Genomic DNA, 23,854 nt, shown 5'->3' on the forward strand with positions numbered 1-23,854 from the left:
AATTCCTTTTGTGTACCATCCCAATTAATAGCTCCAAATGACCCTACAGATGAAGATCCTTGACCTATCACCAAATTAATCATACCATAAGCATCTGTGCTGGTTGTTTGTACTTCTTGAAATTCTATTCCCTGTGAACCAGATACCGTAAAACGTACTGATAAACTCTTGTTTGGATAAATATTACCCGTTACATCTGAACCTGGTAGCTCCTGTACATTTGGATTAATGATAACAGCCTGATAACTCAAACCATCAGTTTGAGCTGATAAACCTAGCGTAACAAATAATACCAGTATAAATAGTAGTCTTTTCATATTTTATATTTTAATTTTTATTTGATAAATTAATTAATAAACCAAAGCTTACGTTTTTACTAATTATTCTTAATTCTTCTTGGTCATTCGTATTCGCTGTTCCATCTTTTAATTTTAAACTTTTTCCATACATAAACTGTACATAAAATGATAAATCATCCGAAATCTTATGTGAAACTCCTAATCCTCCTCTAAAGTCAAAAAGAGTTTTATCAAAATCATCATTGTTTTTTAAATCGATTACCATACTATTTAGCGTCTGTGTTCCTTGTAGTAAAAATTCTGCAGATGCTGTTCCTTTAACATAAAACTTAAATTTGTTCATTGTTAATAGTTCATAATCTAAACCTACATTAAATTCTAAATAATTCATATTCCATTCAAAAAAATTCCCAACTGTATCATCACTTCCTATGGCGCCATAACCCGCGTAGCTAGTTCCTACAGACCCGTATAAATTTTTTGTTAGAATTTGCTTTCTATATCCCATTGTCATAAAACTTTGCGAGGTAGCTTGTAAATTATCTAGTCTACTACCATTTGAATTTTTATAATCAAATGAAGACAGTGTTTTACCTGCTTCAATATAGAGCTGTTGTCCAAAGGAATTTATTCCTAAAAAAAGGAAAAATAGTAATGTAATTTTTTTCATGTTTTATCTTTTAATTATGTTAGCTTTAAATTGTTTTTGACCCGTATTCACAAGAAATATATATTGTGCGCTTGCTAAAAAACCAACATCAATACTTAGCTTTTGTGCAGCTTCGCTGTTTTTAGTAAAGATATTTCTCCCTAGCATATCAAAAATTTGAATTGTTAATGGCTCTTTTACCAGCTCATTAAAGGAAATGTTTAATTCATTATTTACAGGATTAGGATAAATAAGGGCCTCTAGATTGGTTTCTTCTAGTATCACTTTACTTGAAATTGATGGAGGCTGAATAAAACCTTGCCTTACAATTATACCATTGGACTGAAATTTACCAATAACACTGCCTTGACCAACGCTTTGCTGTATAACATATGTTTTGGAATTGTTTGTTAGTGTTGTTGAAGATCCTGAAACACCCAATGCAGAGCGCATTAGCTCTTGGGAATTTACATTTAAAACAAGAAAAGAAATTACTATAATTAGTAAGGTAGTTTTTTTCATAAATGGTTTAGTTAATTATCTAAATTTACACATAAATTATTATCTATCATCAATAAACCTTAATTATAATAAGTCTACATTAAGTTTTTAAACTTTAATAAATAATTATAACGTATAATATTGCTCAAAAATAAACCTTATGGTTCTATTACGAAATACGTAGTACTACGTATTTTTTACGTAGTACTACGTAGTGACGATTAATTAATAAGCACATTTGTTTATAGTAATACTATGGTAGATATACTTCTTTAAATAGAATACATTTTTAAAACCATTAAATTTAAAAAAGAGTATAATGTGCAGTACTAGGGTTTACGGAGTAATCCAACTAAGAAGTCTTAAATTTTAAAACAAAGCAGTTTGGCCATCATTATCGCTCTCTTTCGTTTTATCTTCAGAGTCTAAAGTGCCATCATCTATAATTTCTTCATCATTTACTTCTACTTCATTAATTATAGGAGCTTCATATGTTAGCGGCTCTAACATGTTCACCTGTTTTATCTTATCGGTAGTTAATTGATTTCCAAGAGCTTTAATTCCTTTAACGGCTATAAACTCTTCAAAATTCACTTCTATAGGTTCTAAACTTCGTTTTGAAAAAATAACTTCTGCCATAGGTCGATAATCTGTAGCTACAATTTCTAGTTGAGATTTTGGATGTTCTGAAATAAAGATTTCTTCTTTATTCGGATTATCAATCATAAAGCGTTTTACAAAATATTTTTCTTTTTCTCCATCAAAATAAATGGCTGAAATTGGTTTTTCTGGAATCCATTTTTCTAACACAATCATATCCGCATCAAAATGCGTAGTTAATTCAGGTTTTATAGTTTTTACAACTCCTTTTTGATTGATAATCAATAATCTATCCTCACCTTTAAATTCACCTAGTAGATCACCTCTACCATCAACATTTAAACGTTGTACCACTTCATCAAACCAAATTTTACGAGGTTTTAAGGTAGATACACCTTCTGACTTTAAATCAATTTTTTTGATAGTATATTTTGAAACAATATTTCCTTTAGAGCCTCTACCTTTAATAGCTAAATCTGAAAAATCAATATCCCATTTCAGCTTTTTAATGCTTCCAACAGCCCTAAGATTTATGGTAACTACTTCAGCCTCACCATTAGGATTTGCAGTAAAATAAAGTACAACCGAAGCTTTATTTCCTGCCGTTAAGTTATATTCTTTGTCACGAGTTACACCGGTAACATTAAAGCGTTTCATATAGCTTGGGCCACTTCTTCCATCTCTATACATCATATTGTAAACTGTACGCTTATCATTCTTTTTAAATACAGCGACATGAATAATGTCTTTACCAACAAATGTTTTAGCGTCAACCTTTGTAATCATCATAACCCCATCTTTTCTAAACACAATTACATCGTCAATATCTGCACAGTCATCAACATACTCATCACGCTTTAAAGAAGTTCCTACAAAACCTTCTTCTCTATTTACATACAATTTTGTGTTACGCATCACCACTTTTGTAGCGACTATATCATCAAACAAACGAATTTCTGTTTTACGCTCCTTCCCTTTACCGTATTTTGTTTTCAGATTTTTGAAATAATCAATTGCAAAATCTATTAAGTTCTCCAAATGATTTTTTACCGCTGCAATTTTATCTTCTAAACTTTCAATAAACTGCTTAGCTTTATCAATATCAAATTTTGATATTTTCTTAATTCTAATTTCTGTTAAACGAACAATATCCTCTTCAGTAATTGCACGTTTCAAATGTTTAATGTGAGGTTTTAAACCTTCATCAATTGCTTTAATTACACCTAACCATGTTTCTTCCTCTTCGATATCTCGGTAAATTCTATTTTCAATAAAAATACGTTCTAACGAAGCAAAATGCCATTGTTCTTCTAACTCGTTTAATTGAATTTCTAATTCTTGCTTTAATAATTCAAGGGTATGATCTGTTGAGAGTTTTAAAATTTCAGAAACTCCAATAAAAACTGGTTTGTTATTTTCAATAACACAACATAATGGCGAAATCGAGTTTTCACAATTGGTAAATGCATATAAAGCATCAATTGTTTTATCTGGTGAAATTCCTGAAGGTAAGTGAACTAAAATTTCAACATTGGCTGAAGTATTGTCTTCAATTTTCTTGATTTTAATTTTCCCCTTATCATTCGCCTTTAAAATAGAATCTATCAACGTTGTAGTGGTAGTTCCAAAAGGAATTTCGGTAATTACCAATGTTCTTTTATCGTGCTGAGAAATTTTTGCTCGTATTCGAATTTTACCTCCTCGTTTTCCATCATTATAAGCTGATACATCTGCAATTCCACCAGTTAAAAAATCAGGAACTAAAGTAAAGCTTCTCCCTCGTAAATGTTTAATTGAAGCATCTATTAATTCTTTAAAATTATGTGGTAATATTTTAGTTGAAAGTCCAACCGCGATACCTTCAGCACCTTGCGCCAACAACATGGGGAATTTTACCGGTAAATCAATTGGTTCTTTTCTTCTTCCATCATAGGAAGCTTGCCAATTCGTAGTTTTTGGATTAAAAACAACATCCAATGCAAATTTTGATAAACGAGCTTCAATATAACGAGAAGCTGCAGCACGGTCACCAGTTAAAATATTCCCCCAGTTTCCTTGCATATCAATGAGCAATTCTTTTTGTCCAATTTGCACCATTGCATCTGCTATGGATGCATCTCCATGGGGATGATATTGCATAGTGTGACCAACAATATTTGCTACTTTGTTGTATCGACCATCATCCAAATCTTTCATTGAATGCAAAATTCTACGTTGTACTGGTTTAAAACCGTCTCTAATACCGGGAACGGCACGCTCTAATATAACATAAGAAGCATAATCTAAAAACCAATCTTTATACATACCTGTTACCTTGGTAATGGTCTCTTGGTTTCCAAATTCTTCGCTGTATTCTTCGTTGTATTCCTCTTCTTGCATAGCTACGCTTCTTCTACAATATCTAATTCAACTTTCAAATTTTCAATAATAAATTTTTGTCTGTCTGGGGTATTTTTCCCCATATAAAACTCCAATAATTTATCAATGGAGGTTTCTTTATCTAACATCACCGGATCTAAACGTATATCATCTCCAATAAAATTAACAAATTCATCAGGTGAAATTTCCCCTAAACCTTTAAATCGGGTAATTTCTGGCTTTCCTTTTAATTTATTTATTGCATCTTTTCGTTCGTCTTCAGAATAACAATAAAAAGTTTGTTTTTTATCACGCACTCTAAATAACGGAGTATCTAAAATATATAAATGTCCTTCTTTAATTAATTCAGGGAAAAACTGTAAAAAGAATGTAATTAATAACAGTCGAATATGCATTCCATCTACATCGGCATCCGTAGCAATTACAATATTATTATAACGCAAATTTTCAAGGCCATCTTCTATATTTAACGCTGCCTGTAATAAATTAAACTCTTCATTTTCATAAACAATTTTTTTATTCATATTGTATGAATTCAACGGCTTTCCACGTAAACTAAACACTGCTTGCGTATTCACATTTCTCGATTTTGTAATCGATCCGCTTGCTGAATCTCCTTCTGTAATAAATAAAGTACTTTCTAAACGATCATCTTTTTTTAAATCGTTTAAATGAACTCTGCAATCACGTAACTTTTTATTGTGTAAACTAGCTTTTTTAGCACGTTCACGGGCTAATTTACGAATACCCGATAGGTCTCGGCGCTCTTTTTCTGCCTGAAGAATTTTCTTCTGAATTCTTTCTGCGGTGGTAGGATTTTTATGTAAATAATTATCTAAATTTGTTTTTACAAAATCTGAAATAAATGTTCTTACCGTAGGTAAACCACCTCCCATTTCTGTAGAACCCAGTTTAGTTTTAGTTTGACTCTCAAAAACGGGCTCCATTACTTTAACACTAATTGCAGAAACAATCGATTTACGAATATCAGAAGCTTCATAATTTTTACCAAAATAATCTCTTATCGTTTTTACAACAGCTTCTCTAAATGCATTTTGATGGGTTCCACCTTGAGTGGTATGCTGTCCATTCACAAAAGAATGATATTCTTCACTATATTGAGCTTTACTATAGGTAATTGCTACTTCAATATCTTCACCTCTTAAATGAATGATTGGAAATAACATAAACTCATCAGCTATATTTTCTTCTAATAAATCTTTTAAACCATTTTCAGAATGATATTTCTCTCCATTAAAAACAATTGTTAAACCAGTGTTTAAATACACATAGTTTTTAATCATTTTCACAATGTATTCGTTTCGATATTTAAATTTGGTGAAAATTTCTTTATCTGGAACGAAGGTGACTTTTGTTCCTTTTCTTAAAGATGATTCTTGAGGTTTTTCATTTAGGGTAATATTTCCTGCAGAAAATTCAGCAAATGCCGTTTGATTGTCTCTAATAGATTGAACTTTAAAGTATGACGAAAGTGCATTCACCGCTTTGGTACCGACACCATTTAATCCAACTGATTTTTTAAAAGCTTTTGAATCGTACTTTCCACCAGTATTCATTTTAGAGACCACGTCAACTACTTTTCCTAATGGTATTCCTCTACCATAATCTCTAATTGTTACGGTTTCGTCTTTCACAGAAACCTCAATGGTTTTGCCCGCTCCCATCACATACTCATCAATAGAGTTGTCTAGGACTTCTTTTATTAGAATATAAATTCCATCATCGGGTGAGGAACCATCGCCTAACTTACCAATATACATTCCAGGACGCATTCTTATATGCTCTTTCCAATCGAGTGAACGGATATTATCCTCTGTATACTTTGTTTGTTCGGCCATTAAATTCTAATAAATTTCTTGAAGAGTTGCTAAAGTACTATTTTGACTTAAAATATAAAAAAAAGTCTGCTAAAAATATTAACAGACTTGCGAACAATTTTATATTGATAATTATTTATACGTTAAATCTAAAATGCATTACATCACCATCTTTCACAATATATTCTTTTCCTTCCACTCTCATTTTACCAGCTTCTTTTACTTTTGCTTCACTACCATAACTTACAAAATCGTCGTAAGCAATAACTTCAGCTCTAATAAATCCTTTTTCAAAATCGGTATGAATTACGCCAGCCGCTTGTGGAGCAGAATCACCAATGTTTATAGTCCAAGCTCTAACCTCTTTTACTCCGGCAGTAAAATAAGTTTGTTGTTTTAATAATTTATATGCTGCCCTAATTAAAACAGATGCTCCTGGTTCTTCTAATCCCAAATCTTCTAAAAATAATTGACGCTCTTCAAAAGTTTCTAACTCAGTAATATCAGCTTCAGTAGCCACTGCTAAAATAATAACTTCAGCATTTTCATTTTTTACTGCTTCCTTTAATGCTTTTACATAATCGTTTCCCTGAACAGCTGAACCTTCATCAACATTACACACATATAAAACCGGCTTATCAGTTATTAATTGCAAGGGCGCTATATATTCTTCACGTTCCTTTGCTGTAAAATTAATAGCTCTAACTGAAATAGCAGCCTCTAATCCTTCTTTTGCTCTTACTAAAACTTCTAATTCTTTTTGAGCTTCTTTATTCCCCGTTCTTGCCGTTTTTTTAACTTTCTCAAGTTTTTTATCTAACGTTTCTAAATCTTTTAGCTGCAACTCAAAATCAATTGTTTCTTTATCTCTAATTGGATCAATGGTCGTATCAACATGAATAATATTATCATTATCAAAACAACGAATCACGTGTATAATCGCATCAGTTTCTCTAATATTTGCTAAAAACTGATTTCCTAAACCTTCCCCTTTACTAGCTCCTCTTACCAAACCTGCAATATCTACAATATCAACGGTTGCCATTTGTACGCGTTCTGGCTTTACTAATTCTTCTAATTTAGCTACTCTGCTATCTGGAACGTTAACAACGCCTATATTTGGTTCAATAGTACAAAATGGAAAGTTTGCACTTTGCGCCTTTGCATTTGATAAACAATTAAATAACGTTGATTTTCCAACATTTGGTAATCCTACAATTCCTGCCTTCATAATTTAAATTTTTAGCGCTGCAAATATAGTATTAAGTTTTGTAAATACTAAAAATGATTTTTCTAAAATTTAGGTATAAAATTGCGCTAAATAACCTAAAAATTTATACCGTTTTTTATTTGTGAACCGAACAAAATAAGATTACTTGTTTTTGGGGTAATTTAGTTTGGAGCTTATAGTTTTAAATACCTAAAATATAAGTACCCCAAACTAAAAAAATAACCGAAACTAAAATAGTTCCTACAATATTGAAAATTAAACCACCTTTAATCATGTTTTTCATAGAAACATAACCTGATCCAAATACAATGGCTTGAGTTGGTGAAGCTACAGGCATCATGAATGCACAACTTGCCGATAATGTTGCTGGAATCATTAAAAGTCTTGGATCAATTTCTAACACTTTTGAAACTTCAGAGATTATTGGTAAAATAAGATTTGTAATTGCTGTGTTTGACGTAATTTCTGTAAGGAATGTCATGATAAATGAAACTGAAAAAACAGCGGTACTTGTCGATGTTAAACTCCATTGTGAAAATTCATTTCCCACAATTTGTCCTAATCCCGATATTTGAAAACCACCTGCCAATGCTAATCCACCTCCAAATAACAATAAAATTCCCCAAGGTAACTCTTTAGTATCTTCCCAATTTAAAATTGCTTTTCGTTTTTTTTTGTACGATGGTACAATAAATAATAATAATGCCGTAAAAATTGCAACTGAAGCATCTTTAACCTCTGGTAAATTTAAAGCAGTACGCCAACCTGTTAACATAAAATTATCTCCAATCAACAGATCTGAACCTGTTAACCATAACACAATTGCAATTAAAAAAATAAGCCCAGCTCTTTTTTCATCAGGTGACATTTTACCTAATTTAAGGTATTCTTTCTCTATAAATTCATGACCACCTAACAAACGTTTTGAAGGTAACTTAAAAACAATTTTTGTTAAAATAAGCCATCCAAAAAATAAAAATGAAATACTAATTGGCAGAACCATAATCATCCAGGTTACAAAATCTACAGGAGCTAGTGTAGGAAACAATTCAGTATACATTTCCAAAAAAACTAAATTTGGTGGTGTCCCTATTAAGGTGGACATTCCTCCAATATCTGCTGCATATGCTAATCCTAGCATAATACCTAAAGCAAAATTAGCTAATTTTTTACCTGAAAGTCCATTATTCCTAGCCGCTTCAATTACTGATAACCCAACAGGCATTAAAACCATAACGGTTGCTGTATTTGAAATCCACATACTTAAAAGAGCACTTGTAAGCATAAAACCAAGTACTATAAATTGGGGCTTATCGCCAATTTTTTTTAATAAAAATAAAGCAATGCGCTTATGCAATCCCGTTTGCTGAATTCCAATAGCAAGTAAAAAACCTCCTAGAAATAAAAATATTATTGGTTTTGCATAATAAGACGTAATCTCACTCAAACTCCCAACGCCAATAGCTGGTAAAAATACAATAGGAATTAATGATGTAACTGATAGTGGAATAAGCTCTGTTACCCATAAAAAAGCCATAAGGGCAATCATCGCTGCTACATACGGAGCTTTTGGATAAGTTTCGGAAGGAATTAAAAGATACATAACGACAGAAACAATTATTGCTGTGATAAATAATAAAATTCTGTAAGTACTTTTAAGATTGGCTAACATGGAACAATTTTACGCAAAAAATACTTCATATCAAATTTATAATTCATCCATAATTCTACAATTTATAACGTGACGCTTATGCCATAATTTTTTATACCTTTAAATCTTAAAAATTTTATCTTTTGGAAGCAACAAAAAAATACAACAAAGCATTTGCAATTTTAACCTCTCTATTTTTTATGTGGGGTTTTATTACTGTCCTAGTAGATTCACTAATTCCCAGACTAAGGGAAGTATTTGAGTTAACTTTTTTTCAAGCTGGGTTAGTTCAATTTGCATTTTTTATGGCTTACGGATTGCTTTCAATTCCATCAGGATGGATTTTATCAAAAATTGGTTACAAAAAGGGGATTTTATTGGGATTAGGAATTATGGGAATAGGATGTTTGTTATTCTATCCTGCTGCATCTTATAGGTTATTTCATTTATTCTTAATAGGGTATTTTGTATTAGCCGGTGGAATGACAGTTTTACAAGTAGCTGCAAATCCGTATGTAGCCGTTTTAGGGTCCGAAGAAACAGCTTCAAGCAGGTTAAATTTATCTCAAGCTTTTAATTCTTTAGGAACTGCCATTGCTCCTGCTTTTGGAGCGCTTTTCTTATTAAGCGATTCAATTAAAAATAGCAACGACATTAACAATTTATCCTCTACTGCAAAAGAAGCCTATCTTATAGCCGAAGCTTCTGCGGTTCAAAATCCATTTTTAGTTTTAGCAATTTCGTTGTTACTATTAGCGTTTGTTGTTTCATTGATAAAACTACCCAATATTCTAAAGAAAAAAGAAGGTTTCGGTTATAGTGAAGCTTTAAAGCATAAAGTTTTAAAAATGGGTGCTGTTGGTATTTTTTTATATGTCGGTGCTGAAGTTACCATTGGAAGTTATTTAGTGAATTATTTTTTAGACATGAATATGGCTGAAATAATTAAAAGCACGCAATGGATGTCAACTATTTCTGAAAGCATTCTTCAACAAAATCTTATAAATGTTGATAATAAGGCTATTGTTGGTGCATTTGTTATATTTTATTGGTCTGGAGCAATGGTTGGAAGATTTATTGGTGCTTATTTAACCAAAATTATTGAGCCTTCAAAAGTACTTGCCATATTTGCAACAATGGCAATCACCTTATTAGCCATATCTATGTTAACAAATGGCTTAGTTGCCATGATATCTATTTTATTGGTTGGGTTGTTCAACTCTATAATGTTTCCAACAATTTTTACACTTTCCTTGAGTGGATTAGGAAATTACAAACCTCAAGCGTCGGGTATTTTATGTACAGCTATTGTGGGAGGTGCTATTATTCCTCCTCTTTATGGTTTTTTTACAGATCAATTTGATTTTAAACCTGCTTTATTTTTAATGGTGATATGTTATTTCTATATTTTTTATTTTGCTAGAAAAAGTAATTCATTCATTCAATCATTTACTCAAAATTAAATTGAAATGAAAACTTCTTTTTATTTTCTAATTTTTACAGTCATCATTTTTAGTTCTTGTACGAAAGAAATTCCTGAAAAATTTAGTAAAAAGTCAGCTTATGAATTGGTAAATCCATTTATTGGAACTGGTGGACACGGACATACTTTTCCTGGCGCAACTTTACCTTTTGGAATGGTACAATTAAGTCCAGATACACGTTTAACTGGTTGGGATGGCTGTTCTGGTTATCATAACACAGATTCTATTATTTACGGGTTTTCACATACACATTTAAGTGGCACAGGTATTTCAGATTATGGTGATGTATTGTTAATGCCTTTTAATTCTTCAGAAAAGATTTCGCTCGATGATATTGAAAATCAAATACTAATTCCATCTACATTTAAAAAAGAGAATGAAAGTGCAAAACCTGGTTTTTATAAAGTTCACTTAAATAATTCAGAAGTGGATGTTGAACTTACTGCAACCACCCGAGTTGGAATTCATAAATATACCTTTAACAAAGAAAGAGGCCATAAAATACTGTTAGATTTAAATCATAGAGATAAAGTTTTAAATTCAGAAATAACTATCGAAGAAAATACTTCTATATCCGGTTTTAGACAATCTGAAGCTTGGGCAACTAATCAACACGTATTTTTTTATATGGAGTTTTCTGCACCTTTTAAAATTGAAAAAATAAAGGACGAAGTTAAAAACAATAAAATCTATAAAATATTATCATTTAAAAATGACACAAAAAACCTTATTGTTAAAGTAGGTATTTCAACAGTAAGCGTTGAAGGGGCTAAAGAAAATTTAAAAAATGAAGCTGAAAGTTGGGATTTTAATTTTTATAAAGAAAATGCCAAAAACATATGGGAAAAAGCATTAAATAAAATTGATGTTAAAAGTAATTACGAAGATAAATTAACTGTTTTTTATACGGCGTTATACCATACTATGATTGCTCCAAATACATTTTCTGATGTTAGCGGAAATTATAGAGGTATGGATCAAAAATTTCATAAAGACACGCTCAATTCAACCTACACCGTTTTTTCATTATGGGACACGTTTAGAGCTGCTCACCCACTCTATTCTATAATTGAACAAAAACGCACCAACGAATTCATACATACATTTTTAAGACATTATGAGCAAGGTGGAAGATTACCTGTTTGGGAATTAAGTAGTAACGAAACTGAATGTATGATTGGTTATCATTCCGTTTCAGTTATTACAGATGCCTTCAATAAAGGTTTACAAGATTTTGATTCAAAAAAAGCGTTAGAAGCAATGATTTACGGTGCAAATCTAAATCATTTTGGGTTAGAATCTTATAAAAAATATGGATACATACGAGCTGGAGATGAAGCTGAATCTGTTTCAAAAACACTTGAATATGCCTATGATGATTGGTGTATCGCACAATTTGCAAAAGCTCAAGGTGATACCAAAACGTATACTGAATTTATACAAAGAGCTCAATCTTATAAGAATAGTTTCGACCCAACTTCTAACTTCATGAGAGCCCGCTTAAACGGTGGCTGGTTTAAACCCTTCGACCCTTCTGAAGTTAATTTTAATTACACGGAAGCCAATTCTTGGCAATATTCCTTATTCGCACCACAAGATATTTCAGGGTTAATTCAATTATTTGGTGGAAATGATAATTTCGAACAACGCTTAGACGACTTATTTACTACCAATTCAGAAACTACGGGTCGGCATCAAGCCGATATTACTGGTTTAATTGGACAATATGCACACGGTAACGAACCAAGTCATCATATGGCTTATTTGTATAATTTTATTGGAAAACCTTGGAAAACTCAAGAGCGTGTAAAGCAAATTATGGATGAACAATATTGGAACGCTCCTGATGGGTTATCAGGTAACGAAGATTGTGGACAAATGAGTGCTTGGTTTGTACTAAGTGCATCTGGGTTTTATTCAGTTACACCTGGCTTAAATTACTATGTGATTGGAGCACCTACTTTTAATGAAGTGACTTATCATTTAGAAAATGGAAATTCATTTAAAATTATTGCAAAAAATTTGTCCGATGAAAACAAATACATCCAATCTGCTTCTCTAAATGGTGAAAAATATTCCAAATCCTATCTACTTCATAAAGACTTAATGAAAAATGGTGAATTGGTATTTGAAATGGGAAAAACACCTTCAAAAGAATTTGGTGTAGGAAATAATAACATTCCTATTTCTGAAATTACAGAACATCTAATTGTTCCGGTACCATTTGTAAATGCAGAAAAGAAAACATTTACAACATCCTTAGAAATTACGTTAGGAAACAATTGTACCGATTGCGAAATCAGCTATTATTTAGGAAATACGGAAAATCCAACTTGGTTAACATATAAAAATCCAATAACTATTACTGAAACCACCACTATTACAGCGGTTTCAATTGATAAAAATGGAAAAAAAAGCAACCAAGTAAAAAGTGAATTTTTAAAAATAAAACCAGGCAGAGCAATCACATTGAATTCAACATACGCCAATCAATATGCAGCTGAAGGTAACAATGCTTTAATTGATAGATTGAAAGGAAGTAATAACTTTAGGACTGGTTTTTGGCAAGGGTACCAAGGTCAAGACGTTGAAGCTATTGTAGATTTAGGAAAAATTGAACAAATTACCACTATTTCTGCTGGTTTTTTACAAGACAATCGTTCGTGGATTTGGTTTCCTGAATACGTAGATTTTTACATTTCTTCTAATGGCAAAGACTTTACAAAATTGAAACAAATTAAAAATGACTTTAGTCTTAAGCAAGAAGGTTCTTTTACTAAAGAATTTGGGTTTAATACAACTACAAAAGCTCGTTATATAAAAATGAGTGCAAAAAACTTTGGCGTTTGTCCTGACTGGCATTTAGGAGCTGGAGGTGATTCTTGGATTTTTATAGATGAAATTAGTATTGAATAGTCATTATTCATACAAGTAACAACCGCATCACAAAATCTCAATATTTTTAGTTAGTTTTACTTCCAAACAATAATTCTTTTTATGAAAAATCTAAAACTACATCTCACAGTATTGACACTATTTATCGCTTTTAGTGCAACTGCTCAAAAATTAAGCGCTATAGAGAAAAAAATACTTACCCAAGTTGAACAAAATAATGAAGAAGCCATTTTATTATTAGAAAAAGCTGTTAATATAAACAGCGGAACGATGAATCTTGAAGGTGTAAAAAAAGTAGGAGATCTTTTTTCTGAAGAATTTAAAAAAATAGGTTTTACGAATACTTGGATTCCAATGCCAGATGAAATTGGTAGAGCTGGACATTTATTTTGTGAACTTTCAACTAAAAAGGTGAAAGGCAAAAAATTACTTCTTATTGGACATTTAGATACTGTTTTTGAAGAAGATAGCCCGTTTCAAGAAGCAAAAAGAGATGGAACTAAATTTTATGGTCCTGGAATTGGAGATATGAAAGGTGGTAATATTATTATATTATATGCTTTAAAGGCTTTATATGAAACTGGAGTTTTAAAAAATACGCAGATTATAGCTGCTTTTTCGGGAGATGAAGAAAAAGTGGGACTACCAGTTAGTATTAGCAGAAAAGATTTAATTGATGCAGCTAAACGCAGCGATATAGCATTAGGGTATGAAGGTGCCACGGGTCTTAATTATGCCACTGTTGCTAGAAGAAGTTCTGGAAATTGGTTATTAGAAACTAAAGGGATTCAAGCACATTCTTCAGGTATATTTACTGAAAAAGTGGGTGCAGGATCTATCTATGAAACGGCAAGAATTCTCAACACATTTTATACTGAATTACCAGAACAAAATTTAACATTCAATGCTGCTACTATTGTTGGCGGAACAGCAGCTAGTTTTGATAAAGCTCAAGGAAAAGGAACTGCCTCCGGAAAAACAAATATTGTAGCACCAACAACAATTGTATCTGGAGATTTAAGATGTTTAACGGATGAGCAACTTCAAAATACTGTAGTTAAAATGAAAGAAATTGTTGCGGATAATTTACCACAAACTTCAGCAACTATTACTTTTGAATTAAAATATCCTCCCATGAAACCTACACCAGGTAATTATGAAGTTCTCAAAGTTTTAGATGGTATTAGTAAAGCTATGGGAAAAGGAGAAGTTGAAGCCTACGATCCTAGTAAGAGAGGTGCAGGTGACATTTCATTTGTAGCAAATTATGCGAATTGTTTAGACGGACTTGGGACTATGGGAAAAGGCGCTCACACTGCCAATGAATACATAGAATTAACTCATTTTAAAGAGCTTACACAACGAGCAGCTTTATTAATTTACAGACTCATAAATCAGAAAAAATAGTTAGTTTATAATTCTAACATCATCTGAATAGATGGTATAATTTTTTCCGTCTTTTAATATAATATTTAAGGCATAAGCTCCAGTTTTTGGGGCTTTTGTTTTAGGAAATGGAATTACCAATTTCGAATTAGACTGTATAAAAAATTCCTTTTCAAAAATTATTTTCGAAAATGGTGATTGCTTTAATTTAATTTGAATAATTCCATTAAAATCTATAGTTAAATCTGAAATAATTTCAATCTCATTTTTTTTATTATTTAAAACTGCAATTACCGACTTAAAGTTCTCTTTTACTGTATTAAATGCATCTTTTTCACGTCCATAATAATCGATAATACTCCAACTCGGTCCTGGCCAGCAATCGTTCAGTTGCCAAAATAAGGTACCCATACAGTGTGGTGATTGTTGTCTATGACTTTGAATGGCTGTTTGCAAAGCAATAGTTTGTGTTTTCTGACTTTTAATCACAAAGTCTTGAAATGAATCTGGTGTTTGAAACCAACTATTTATATGTTTTGAAATCAACCCATTACCAATATAACTTTTTTGGCGGTTTACCATTGTTTTAGAATCTAAAGATAAACTAGAATCTGAAGCAAAAGTTTGTATTGTTTTCATAGATGGAAAAGATTGAAAACCATACTCAACCATAAATCTTCCAACGTTTTTTTTAAAGTTCTTGAAGGGTTCTTTTCCATGCCAAACTCCCCAATAATGCATACTGTTGTGGTTAAAATTTTCTGAATTCCCCCAATTGCTTAGCGGAGATGTATGCACATACGTTGCTTTTGAATCTAACTCTTTCAACGTATTTGGAATTAAATCTTGAAATATTTTTTTATAGGAATTCCAAATTTCAAGGGAGTCTTTTTTCGTATAACCAAATTGCTGCTGCCAACCCCAATTTTTCCAAGCTACTTCTATTTCATTATTTCCACACCATAAAGCAATACTTGGGTGTTTTCTTAATCGGGTTACGTTATCTATTACTTCTTGCTTAATATTTTCTAAAAATTCTGTATCGGAAGGATATAAACTTCCGGCGAACATAAAATCTTGCCAAACTAAAATTCCGTTTTTATCACACAACTCATAAAATATATCTTTTTCATAAATACCACCACCCCAAACTCGCAACATATTCATATTAGATTTCACTACTTTTTCAATAATTTTTTGATAAGATCTATTAGTGACTCTAGGCAAAAAAACATCCTGAGGAATATAATTAGCTCCTTTCATAAATATTGGCTTTCCATTCACTTTAAAATAGAATGAAGTGCCTATTTTATCTTCTTCTTGAATTAACTCAATGGTTCTAATCCCAAAATTTTGCCGTTTTATATCAAATAGTTGATTGTCGTGTTTCAATTCAACAGTCAATTCATACAAGTTCGGTGAACCCATACCATTTGGCCACCATAAATTTGGATTTTCAATTTCTAATTTTTGCTGAATGGTTTGATTTCCTTTTTTTATAACCAATGGAATTAATTTTATTAATTCTTCACCATTTTCTTTTTTAAGTTTTAACTCTAAATTTACTTCATTCGTTTTACTTCCCTCAATATCTACTTGAACAGAAATGAATGCTTTACTATTATTAATTGAATCGGTTTGAACAAAAATATCATCTATCCGTACCGTATTCCACATATTAATTTTTACATTTTTCCAAATTCCTGAAGTTACAAAACGAGGCCCCCAATCCCAACCAAATTGGTAGGCGGCCTTACGGGTGAACGCACTCACTTTTACATCTACCGTTTCGTTACCAGAAGGCAATTTATAAGGATAGCTTTCAACCTTTTCACGATTATAATTGATTGGAGAAACAAAATTTACTTCCAAAATATTCTCTCCCTCATTTAAAAACTTTTTAATATCTGCTTTCCAAGTCCGAAACATATTCGATGCTTCAATTATTTTCGTGCCATTTAAGAAAACAGTTGCGTACGTATCTAAGCCTTCAAATTCAATTTCAATTTGCTCTTGATTTAATTCCTTATTTGTTAAAGTGAAATTAGTTTTATAGGTCCAATTTTCATTTTCAATCCATTGTAGTTTTAATTCATTCGTTTCCAAAAATGGATCTTCAATACGATTATTTTCTAATAAATCAGTATGGATAACACCCGGAACCGTTGCCTTGTAATAGGTAGTATCATTTTCTTTGGAAAATTTCCAATTACTATCTATGAGTATAGATTGTGCTGGCTCAATTCTTGAACAAGAAAGTAGAGCACTTGCAATAAGTAAACTTATAATGAAACGATTCATTTAAATTGATTTATAATATTAGTGATTTTCTCTTCATCAACAATTTGTTGTTTTCCCATATCAAACTTAGAGTCATTTGAAATTATTTTTCGAGCAGTAAAATGCAAATTATTGATTCCTGAACTAGCTATTTTTAGAGCATTTGAGGCGTTAACTCCACTTCCTGCCATAATTTGAATTTGATTACCATAATGAGCTTGTAAATAAGATATAACATCTAAGCCCTTTTCTGCTGTAGCTTGTAATCCTGAAGTTAGCAATCTATCAAACTTTAGCTCAATTAACTTACTAATTGCTGATTGATAATCAACTACAAAATCAAAAGCTCTATGAAAAGTAACTTCTAAATCGAACGATTTTGCAAGATTAACAAGTTCTTGATTAAGAAGTGAAACTTCGTTCTTCTCGTTTAAAATTCCAAAAACCACACCGTGCGCACCTGCTATTTTTGCTTGTTCAATATCAATTTTCATTATTTCAACATCTTCTAATGAATAATGAAAATTCCCTTCTCTATGGCGAATCATCGCATGAACTTCTATGTTAGATCTGTTAGCACATTGTTTAATTAATCCAAAATTCGGCGTTAAACCACCAAGCGATAATGCCGCGCATAACTCTATTCGCTTGGCTCCCAATTTTGCGGAAATTTTGGCACCTTCAAAAGTATCTGTGCAAACCTCAAAATTCATGATGCTATGGAATTTTTAGAATTAATAATTACTTTTCTAAAAGTATGAAGGAATTTATTAACACCTTCCTAATTTTTTAATTATTAATATGGAAGTTATCAACTTATATGAAGAAAACTTTTTGAACCTCAAATTTAAAAATAAAAAATCCCAAAAATAAATTTTGGGATTTTTATAGAATCTTTATAATCTAGACTGTGCTTCTTCAATTACATTTTTATACTTCTTTAAAATCCTATTCCATTCTTCAAAATCTTGATCTTCTTTAACACTAACAACACCATCCGCTCTTTCACTACTAATTTTCATCACATATTTCAAAGGATTCGAATCTCCTAACTTTACAATAATTCTAGTTCTAATTGTGCTTTCACCATTAAAGCTTTGAACTTGCCAAGCTGTTCTCATATAACCAGTATCTTTATCAATAACTTCTAACACATCAAATTCTGTAGTAACAATAGAACTTAACAACTTCCAAGCATCTCCTTCAGCAATCTTGGGATTCACTACAATTGTGAAATTCACATTCGCTAAATCTGTAGAAATTGATGTTCTATATGCTTCATCTTCCACTAACTCCATATGATCTCTAATTGGTGGTTCTTGATAATCTTTAGAATTGCAGTAATTTTTTTTAACAGTTAAATAACTCTCTTTAGCTATTATAACTTCTACACAATTATTTTCAGGAACTTTTAGATCATAATCTCCAAGCCCAACAACTTTACCGTCAACTTTAATTTCAGCATCACTTGGCGTTGTTACAATTTTTACAATTCTATCTTTTAAAGTAAAATTATAATTAAATGGTGGAACTACATCATTTTCCTTATTACAAAATACTTTTTCTTCTAACACATAGCCCTCCTTTTTCGCTTGAACCAAAACGCATTGATTTTTAGGAATAATAACTTCTGCTGAACCAATCCCTCTCGGATTCTGGTCAATAAATATTTCAGTATCAGCTGGTGTCACTTTTACCTGTACTATTCTATCTTCCAACTTCAAAACCTCTCTTAAAGGAGGCACATCCTTTCCATCTGAATTGTAATAAGTCTTAATTACTGGCTTGTAACCTTTCTTTTTAATCTCTAAAGTTGGACTTTCATCTTTTTTCACGATTAATTGATGATTTTTAACTCCTACATAATTCCCATCAATATAAATTTGAGCATCATAAGGTTCAGCATTTATTTCAACAACTCTGTTTTCAAGAGTTACCTGAACGTTTTTAGGCCATTTTCTTGTTCTAGGATATTCTTGAATTAAAGGTTCAAACCCCTCTTTTTCAATAACAATCCTATTCATTTCTTTTTTACTCAATCTTAACTCAACAGATCCAATACCTAAAGCAGGCTCAATTTTAGTAGTGCCAGCCATTTTAAATATTTTTGCATCTGGAAAATTTGATGTTACAACAATTTTACTTTGTGCAAAAGAGTTTGAAAATGTTACGCCAATTATTAGAAATAAAACAAAATTCCTTATCATAATTTTTAATTTATTTTAGTTAGTAAAAAAGCTAATATAAGTAATTTGAACAATTATTCATTATGTAAAAATAGTTTTTTAGCTTCTAGCTGCTCATCCGTTTCTTCGTTCTCATCATCTGGCACACAACAATCTACTGGGCAAACTGCTGCGCATTGTGGCTCATCATGAAACCCTTTACACTCAGTACATTTATCTGCTACAATAAAATATATTTCATCGTCTAATGGCTCTTGTTCTTCATTAGCATTGAACTTTTTACCATTTGGCAATAGTACAGAACCTCTAAGCGAAGTACCATCAGAAAACTTCCAATTTTCAGCGGCTTCATATATTGCATTATTTGGGCATTCTGGCTCACAAGCTCCACAATTAATACATTCATCTGTTATTTTTATTGCCATACTATTATTTAGATTATTTTTGCAAATATAAAATTATTATCACAATGAATTTAGACCAACGGATTGAAGCATTTGTAGCACTTGGAGAGTTTTTGAGACAATTTAACACTACTAAAATTGAAAAAAAGAATGATTCTGAATTCAATAATCTATTTTTTGATGCTTTTGAAATGCAAATTAACAGAGCTCATGAATTTAATGGTTGGTTTAATAAATCAAATGTTTTGAAAGCATTTGAAAGTTGGAGTAATGCATTAACTAAAGAAAATCTTCAAAAATGGACTTCAAAGTACAATTTTGATCAAATTAAAGACGATAAAACAGTTGCAATAATTATGGCAGGAAATATCCCTTTAGTGGGATTCCACGACTTTTTATCGGTATTAATTTCAGGTCATAGTGTTATTGCAAAACAATCTTCAAATGATAAACACTTATTACCTTTAGTTGCTAAATTTTTAGAGTATTACAATCCTTATTTTAAAACTAAAATTAAATTTACAGATAACAATTTATCTAATTTTGATGCTGTTATTGCTACAGGAAGTAATAACACCGTGAGGTATTTTGAATATTACTTTGGAAAATACCCAACAATTATCAGAAATAACCGAAACTCTGTCGCTATTCTAACTGGTGATGAAACTCAAGAAGAATTAGAAGCTTTAGGTGAAGACATTTTCCAATATTTTGGATTGGGTTGTAGAAGTGTTTCAAAAATATTCGTTCCAAAAAATTATAATTTTGAGCCTCTTTTTAATGCTTTATATAAATTTAAAGACATTATCAACTACAAAAAGTACGAAAATAATTACGATTATAATAAAGCCGTATATCTTATGAGTTTATATAAACTACAAGAAAATGGATTTATTATGTTAAAAGAAGACACAAGTTATTCTTCACCAATCGCAACATTATTTTATGAATATTACGATTCATATAAAAATTTAACAAATCAATTGCACATTGATAAGGAAAAAATTCAATGTATTGTAGGTTCAAAAAATGATTCAGATTTTGTAAAGTTTGGACAAACTCAACATCCAAAATTATGGGACTATGCTGATGGTATTGACACTATATCGTTTTTGTTAAATATCTAACATATTTTTTCAAGATAAGGACGTGCTTTGATTCTTTTTTACGAAATTTGCTAGACAATTTAATTCATAGTTTAAAACAAAAATGAAAAAACATAATTTTAGTGCAGGTCCGTGTATTTTACCGCAAGAAGTTTTAAAAAAAGCTTCAGAAGCTGTTGTAAACTTTAACAATATAAATTTATCACTTATTGAAATTTCACACAGAAGTAAAGAATTTGTTGAAGTGATGGAGAATGCTCGTAATTTAGTTAAAGAATTATTACAAGTTCCTCAAGGCTATTCCGTACTATTTTTACAAGGTGGAGCCAGTTTAGAATTTTTAATGGCTGCATACAACTTATTAAAAGTTGATGGAACTGCAGCTTATTTAGATACTGGAGCTTGGAGTGCAAAAGCAGTAAAAGAAGCAAAATTATTAGGAAATGTAGACGTTATAGCGTCATCGAAAGACAAAACATATAATTACATTCCAAAAAATTATACCATTCCATCAGGTGTTGACTATGTGCATTGCACATCAAATAACACCATTTATGGAACACAATTTAAACAATTCCCAACAACTGATTCTTTGTTGGTTTGTGATATGAGTTCTGATATTTTTTCTAAACAAATTGATGTAAGTAAATTTGATTTAATTTATGCGGGTGCTCAAAAAAATATGGGTCCGGCAGGAACTACATTGGTAATTGTTAAAGATGAAGTATTAGGAAAAACCGGTAGAGCTATTCCTTCAATGTTAGATTATCAAGTTCATATTAGTAAAGACAGCATGTTTAACACACCTCCTGTATTTCCAGTATATGTGTCTATGTTAACACTTGAATGGCTTAAAAATTTAGGTGGAATTCCTGCTATTGAAAAAATAAATGAACAAAAAGCTGCTTTATTGTATGCAGAAATTGATAGAAATCCTCATTTTAAAGGATTTGCAGAAAAAGAAGATCGTTCTCTTATGAATGTAACTTTTAACCTAACCAATGAAGCTGACAAAGAAGTATTTGATGCCATTTGGAATGATGCTGGAATTAGCGGAATTAAAGGTCACCGATCTGTAGGTGGATATAGAGCAAGTATTTATAATGCAATGCCAATTGAAAGCATACAAGTATTAGTGGATGCAATGCAACAATTAGAAAAAAAATTATCATAAAAAATAAATTTAGAATGAAAGTATTAGCAAATGACGGAATAGCAGCGAGTGGTGTAACAGCACTTAAAAATGCAGGTTTTGAAGTAGATTTAACTACAGTTGCTCAAGATCAATTGGTGAATTATATCAATGATAATGAAATTTCAGTGCTCCTAGTAAGAAGTGCTACTAAAGTTAGAAAAGATATTATTGACAATTGTGATTCATTACAAATTATTGGTCGTGGCGGTGTTGGTATGGATAATATAGATGTTGAATATGCAAAAGAAAAAGGAATGCATGTTATAAATACGCCTGCGGCTTCTTCACATTCAGTAGCTGAGCTTGTATTTGCTCATTTATTTGGTTTGGCTCGTTTTTTACATGATTCTAACAGAAACATGCCATTAGAAGGAGATACAAAATTTAAACAGTATAAAAAATCATACGCAAAAGGTATTGAATTAAAGGGAAAAACTCTTGGTTTAATTGGCTTTGGAAGAATTGGTCAAGCTACAGCAAAAGTTGCTTTAGGCCTTGGAATGAAGGTAATTGCTTATGACCCGTTTATTGATGCTGTAAATTTAGAATTAGAATTTTTCGACCATCAAGCTCTTTTCTTTAATATTAATACAATAAGCAAAGAGGAAGTTTTAAAAGAATCTGATTTTATCTCTTTACACGTGCCTGCTCAAAATGAATACATTATTTCAACAAATGAGTTTAAACTTATGAAAAATAGTGCTATTATTGTTAATGCTGCTCGTGGAGGTGTTATTGATGAAGTTGCCTTAGTTAAAGCAATTGAAGAAGGGCAAATTTTAGGTGGTGCATTAGATGTTTTTGAAAATGAACCTACTCCTGAAATCCAATTATTAATGAATCCAAGCCTTTCCTTAACTCCACATATCGGAGCTGCAACGGGTGAAGCGCAAGATAGAATTGGAACAGAACTCGCACAACAAATTATTGAAATTCTAAAATAAATCAACAAACTTAATTCCCAAATATAAAACTAATGGCTATAATTAAACCCTTTAAAGGACTTCGACCTCCAAAAGAAATTATTGAAGAAGTTGCTTGTTTACCATATGATGTAATGAACTCTGAGGAGGCTTTTGAAATGGCTGAAGGAAAAGAAGCTTCATTGTTACGAATTACCCGTGCAGAAATCGAGTTTGAGAATGGAATAGATTCTCATTCCGAGGAAGTGTATTTGCATGCTAAATCAAATTTTGAAAATTTTCAGCATAAAAAATTCTTAGTTCAAGATACGGAAGCTAGTTATTACATTTATGCACAAACCATGAATGGTAAAACGCAATACGGTATTGTTGGTGCGGCTTCATGCCAAGATTATATAGATGGAGTTATCAAAAAACATGAATTAACACGACCAGATAAGGAAGAAGACCGTAAAGTTCTCTCGAGAATTTTAGAAGCAAATATTGAACCTGTATTTTTTACATATAGAGCAGTTCCAGAAATTGATGCTATCGTTTCAGAAATTGTATCTAATAACGTTGCAGAATACGACTTTACCGCTGAAGATGGATTTGGTCATCATTTTTGGGTAATAAAAGACGGTAATACAAATAAAAAATTAGAAGAACTTTTTAAAGATAAAGTTCCATTTACATATGTTGCAGATGGACATCATAGAACAGCTGCAGCTGCAGGAATGAGTGAAGAGTTTCGTAAAAAAAATCCAAACCATACTGGAAACGAGCCTTATAACTATTTTATGGCAGTTCATTTTCCGGATACTCAATTACAAATAATTGATTATAATCGTGTTGTAAAAGATTTAAA

Annotated in this window: 18 protein-coding genes; 7 read left to right on the forward strand and 11 right to left on the reverse strand. The window is 31.3% G+C overall.

Translation table 11 applies throughout. The features are described 5' to 3' along the window. The 7 genes from HKP59_RS10730 to HKP59_RS10760 all read right to left on the reverse strand — a co-directional run. A partial coding sequence (locus tag HKP59_RS10730) for a hypothetical protein (protein WP_291806678.1) occupies nt 1-317 on the reverse strand: 317 nt, incomplete at its 3' end. 10 nt (nt 318-327) lie between these two features. After that, nucleotides 328-969, reverse strand: coding sequence for an outer membrane beta-barrel protein (locus HKP59_RS10735; RefSeq protein ID WP_291806680.1), 642 nt, complete (start codon nt 967-969; stop codon nt 328-330). A 3-nt stretch (nt 970-972) separates the two neighbouring features. Next, entirely contained in the window at nt 973-1,470 is a 498-nt protein-coding gene (locus HKP59_RS10740) for a T9SS type A sorting domain-containing protein (protein WP_291806684.1), read from the reverse strand. Nucleotides 1,471-1,818: 348 nt separating this feature from the next. Further along, nucleotides 1,819-4,428, reverse strand: a complete 2,610-nt coding sequence (locus HKP59_RS10745; RefSeq protein ID WP_291806686.1) for a DNA gyrase/topoisomerase IV subunit A — start codon at nt 4,426-4,428, stop codon at nt 1,819-1,821. Between the two features lie 2 nt (nt 4,429-4,430). Beyond that, the gene (locus tag HKP59_RS10750; RefSeq protein ID WP_291806689.1) at nt 4,431-6,287 is read right to left on the reverse strand and encodes a DNA topoisomerase IV subunit B; all 1,857 of its coding nucleotides are present in this window, start codon (nt 6,285-6,287) and stop codon (nt 4,431-4,433) included. Nucleotides 6,288-6,402: 115 nt separating this feature from the next. Further along, entirely contained in the window at nt 6,403-7,497 is a 1,095-nt protein-coding gene (gene ychF / locus HKP59_RS10755; protein ID WP_291806693.1) for a redox-regulated ATPase YchF, read from the reverse strand. A 181-nt stretch (nt 7,498-7,678) separates the two neighbouring features. Continuing rightward, entirely contained in the window at nt 7,679-9,169 is a 1,491-nt protein-coding gene (locus HKP59_RS10760) for a DASS family sodium-coupled anion symporter (protein WP_291806695.1), read from the reverse strand. A 179-nt stretch (nt 9,170-9,348) separates the two neighbouring features. On the opposite strand from HKP59_RS10760, the gene HKP59_RS10765 reads away from it, so the two are divergent. From HKP59_RS10765 to HKP59_RS10775, 3 genes are all read left to right on the forward strand, one after another. Then, nucleotides 9,349-10,611: a sugar MFS transporter gene (locus HKP59_RS10765; RefSeq protein WP_291806718.1), complete on the forward strand. Its 1,263-nt coding sequence runs from the start codon at nt 9,349-9,351 to the stop codon at nt 10,609-10,611. Between the two features lie 6 nt (nt 10,612-10,617). Further along, entirely contained in the window at nt 10,618-13,548 is a 2,931-nt protein-coding gene (locus HKP59_RS10770) for a GH92 family glycosyl hydrolase (RefSeq protein ID WP_291806698.1), read from the forward strand. 81 nt (nt 13,549-13,629) lie between these two features. After that, on the forward strand, nt 13,630-14,934 hold the full coding sequence (locus HKP59_RS10775; RefSeq protein WP_291806700.1) for a M20/M25/M40 family metallo-hydrolase: 1,305 nt from the start codon (nt 13,630-13,632) through the stop codon (nt 14,932-14,934). Here HKP59_RS10775 and HKP59_RS10780 read toward each other — a convergent pair whose 3' ends face one another. The 4 genes from HKP59_RS10780 to HKP59_RS10795 all read right to left on the reverse strand — a co-directional run bounded on the left by HKP59_RS10780 (nt 14,935) and on the right by HKP59_RS10795 (nt 19,804). Then, nucleotides 14,935-17,214, reverse strand: coding sequence for a sugar-binding domain-containing protein (locus HKP59_RS10780; RefSeq protein WP_291806703.1), 2,280 nt, complete (start codon nt 17,212-17,214; stop codon nt 14,935-14,937). After that, complete coding sequence (locus HKP59_RS10785; RefSeq protein ID WP_291806705.1) at nt 17,211-17,906, reverse strand: copper homeostasis protein CutC; 696 nt, start codon at nt 17,904-17,906, stop codon at nt 17,211-17,213. The genes HKP59_RS10780 and HKP59_RS10785 overlap by 4 nt, the downstream gene beginning before the upstream one ends. Nucleotides 17,907-18,089: 183 nt before the next feature. After that, nucleotides 18,090-19,400 carry a PEGA domain-containing protein gene (locus HKP59_RS10790; RefSeq protein ID WP_291806707.1) on the reverse strand — a complete coding sequence of 437 codons (1,311 nt, stop codon included), beginning with the start codon at nt 19,398-19,400 and terminating at the stop codon, nt 18,090-18,092. A 53-nt stretch (nt 19,401-19,453) separates the two neighbouring features. Further along, nucleotides 19,454-19,804 (reverse strand): 4Fe-4S dicluster domain-containing protein, encoded by a 351-nt coding sequence (locus HKP59_RS10795; protein ID WP_291806709.1) that lies wholly within the window; start codon nt 19,802-19,804, stop codon nt 19,454-19,456. 44 nt (nt 19,805-19,848) lie between these two features. Between HKP59_RS10795 and HKP59_RS10800 the strand changes: the two genes are divergently transcribed. The 4 genes from HKP59_RS10800 to HKP59_RS10815 form a co-directional block, all read left to right on the forward strand. After that, nucleotides 19,849-20,910, forward strand: a complete 1,062-nt coding sequence (locus HKP59_RS10800) for an acyl-CoA reductase (protein WP_291806711.1) — start codon at nt 19,849-19,851, stop codon at nt 20,908-20,910. An 82-nt stretch (nt 20,911-20,992) separates the two neighbouring features. Next, the gene (gene serC, locus HKP59_RS10805) at nt 20,993-22,063 is read left to right on the forward strand and encodes a 3-phosphoserine/phosphohydroxythreonine transaminase (RefSeq protein WP_291806713.1); all 1,071 of its coding nucleotides are present in this window, start codon (nt 20,993-20,995) and stop codon (nt 22,061-22,063) included. Between the two features lie 14 nt (nt 22,064-22,077). Further along, entirely contained in the window at nt 22,078-23,028 is a 951-nt protein-coding gene (locus HKP59_RS10810; protein ID WP_291806714.1) for a D-2-hydroxyacid dehydrogenase, read from the forward strand. Between the two features lie 32 nt (nt 23,029-23,060). Then, a partial coding sequence (locus HKP59_RS10815) for a DUF1015 domain-containing protein (RefSeq protein WP_291806716.1) occupies nt 23,061-23,854 on the forward strand: 794 nt, incomplete at its 3' end.

Origin of the sequence: Lutibacter sp., from assembly GCF_013041805.1 — a bacterium.
Classification (GTDB): domain Bacteria; phylum Bacteroidota; class Bacteroidia; order Flavobacteriales; family Flavobacteriaceae; genus Lutibacter.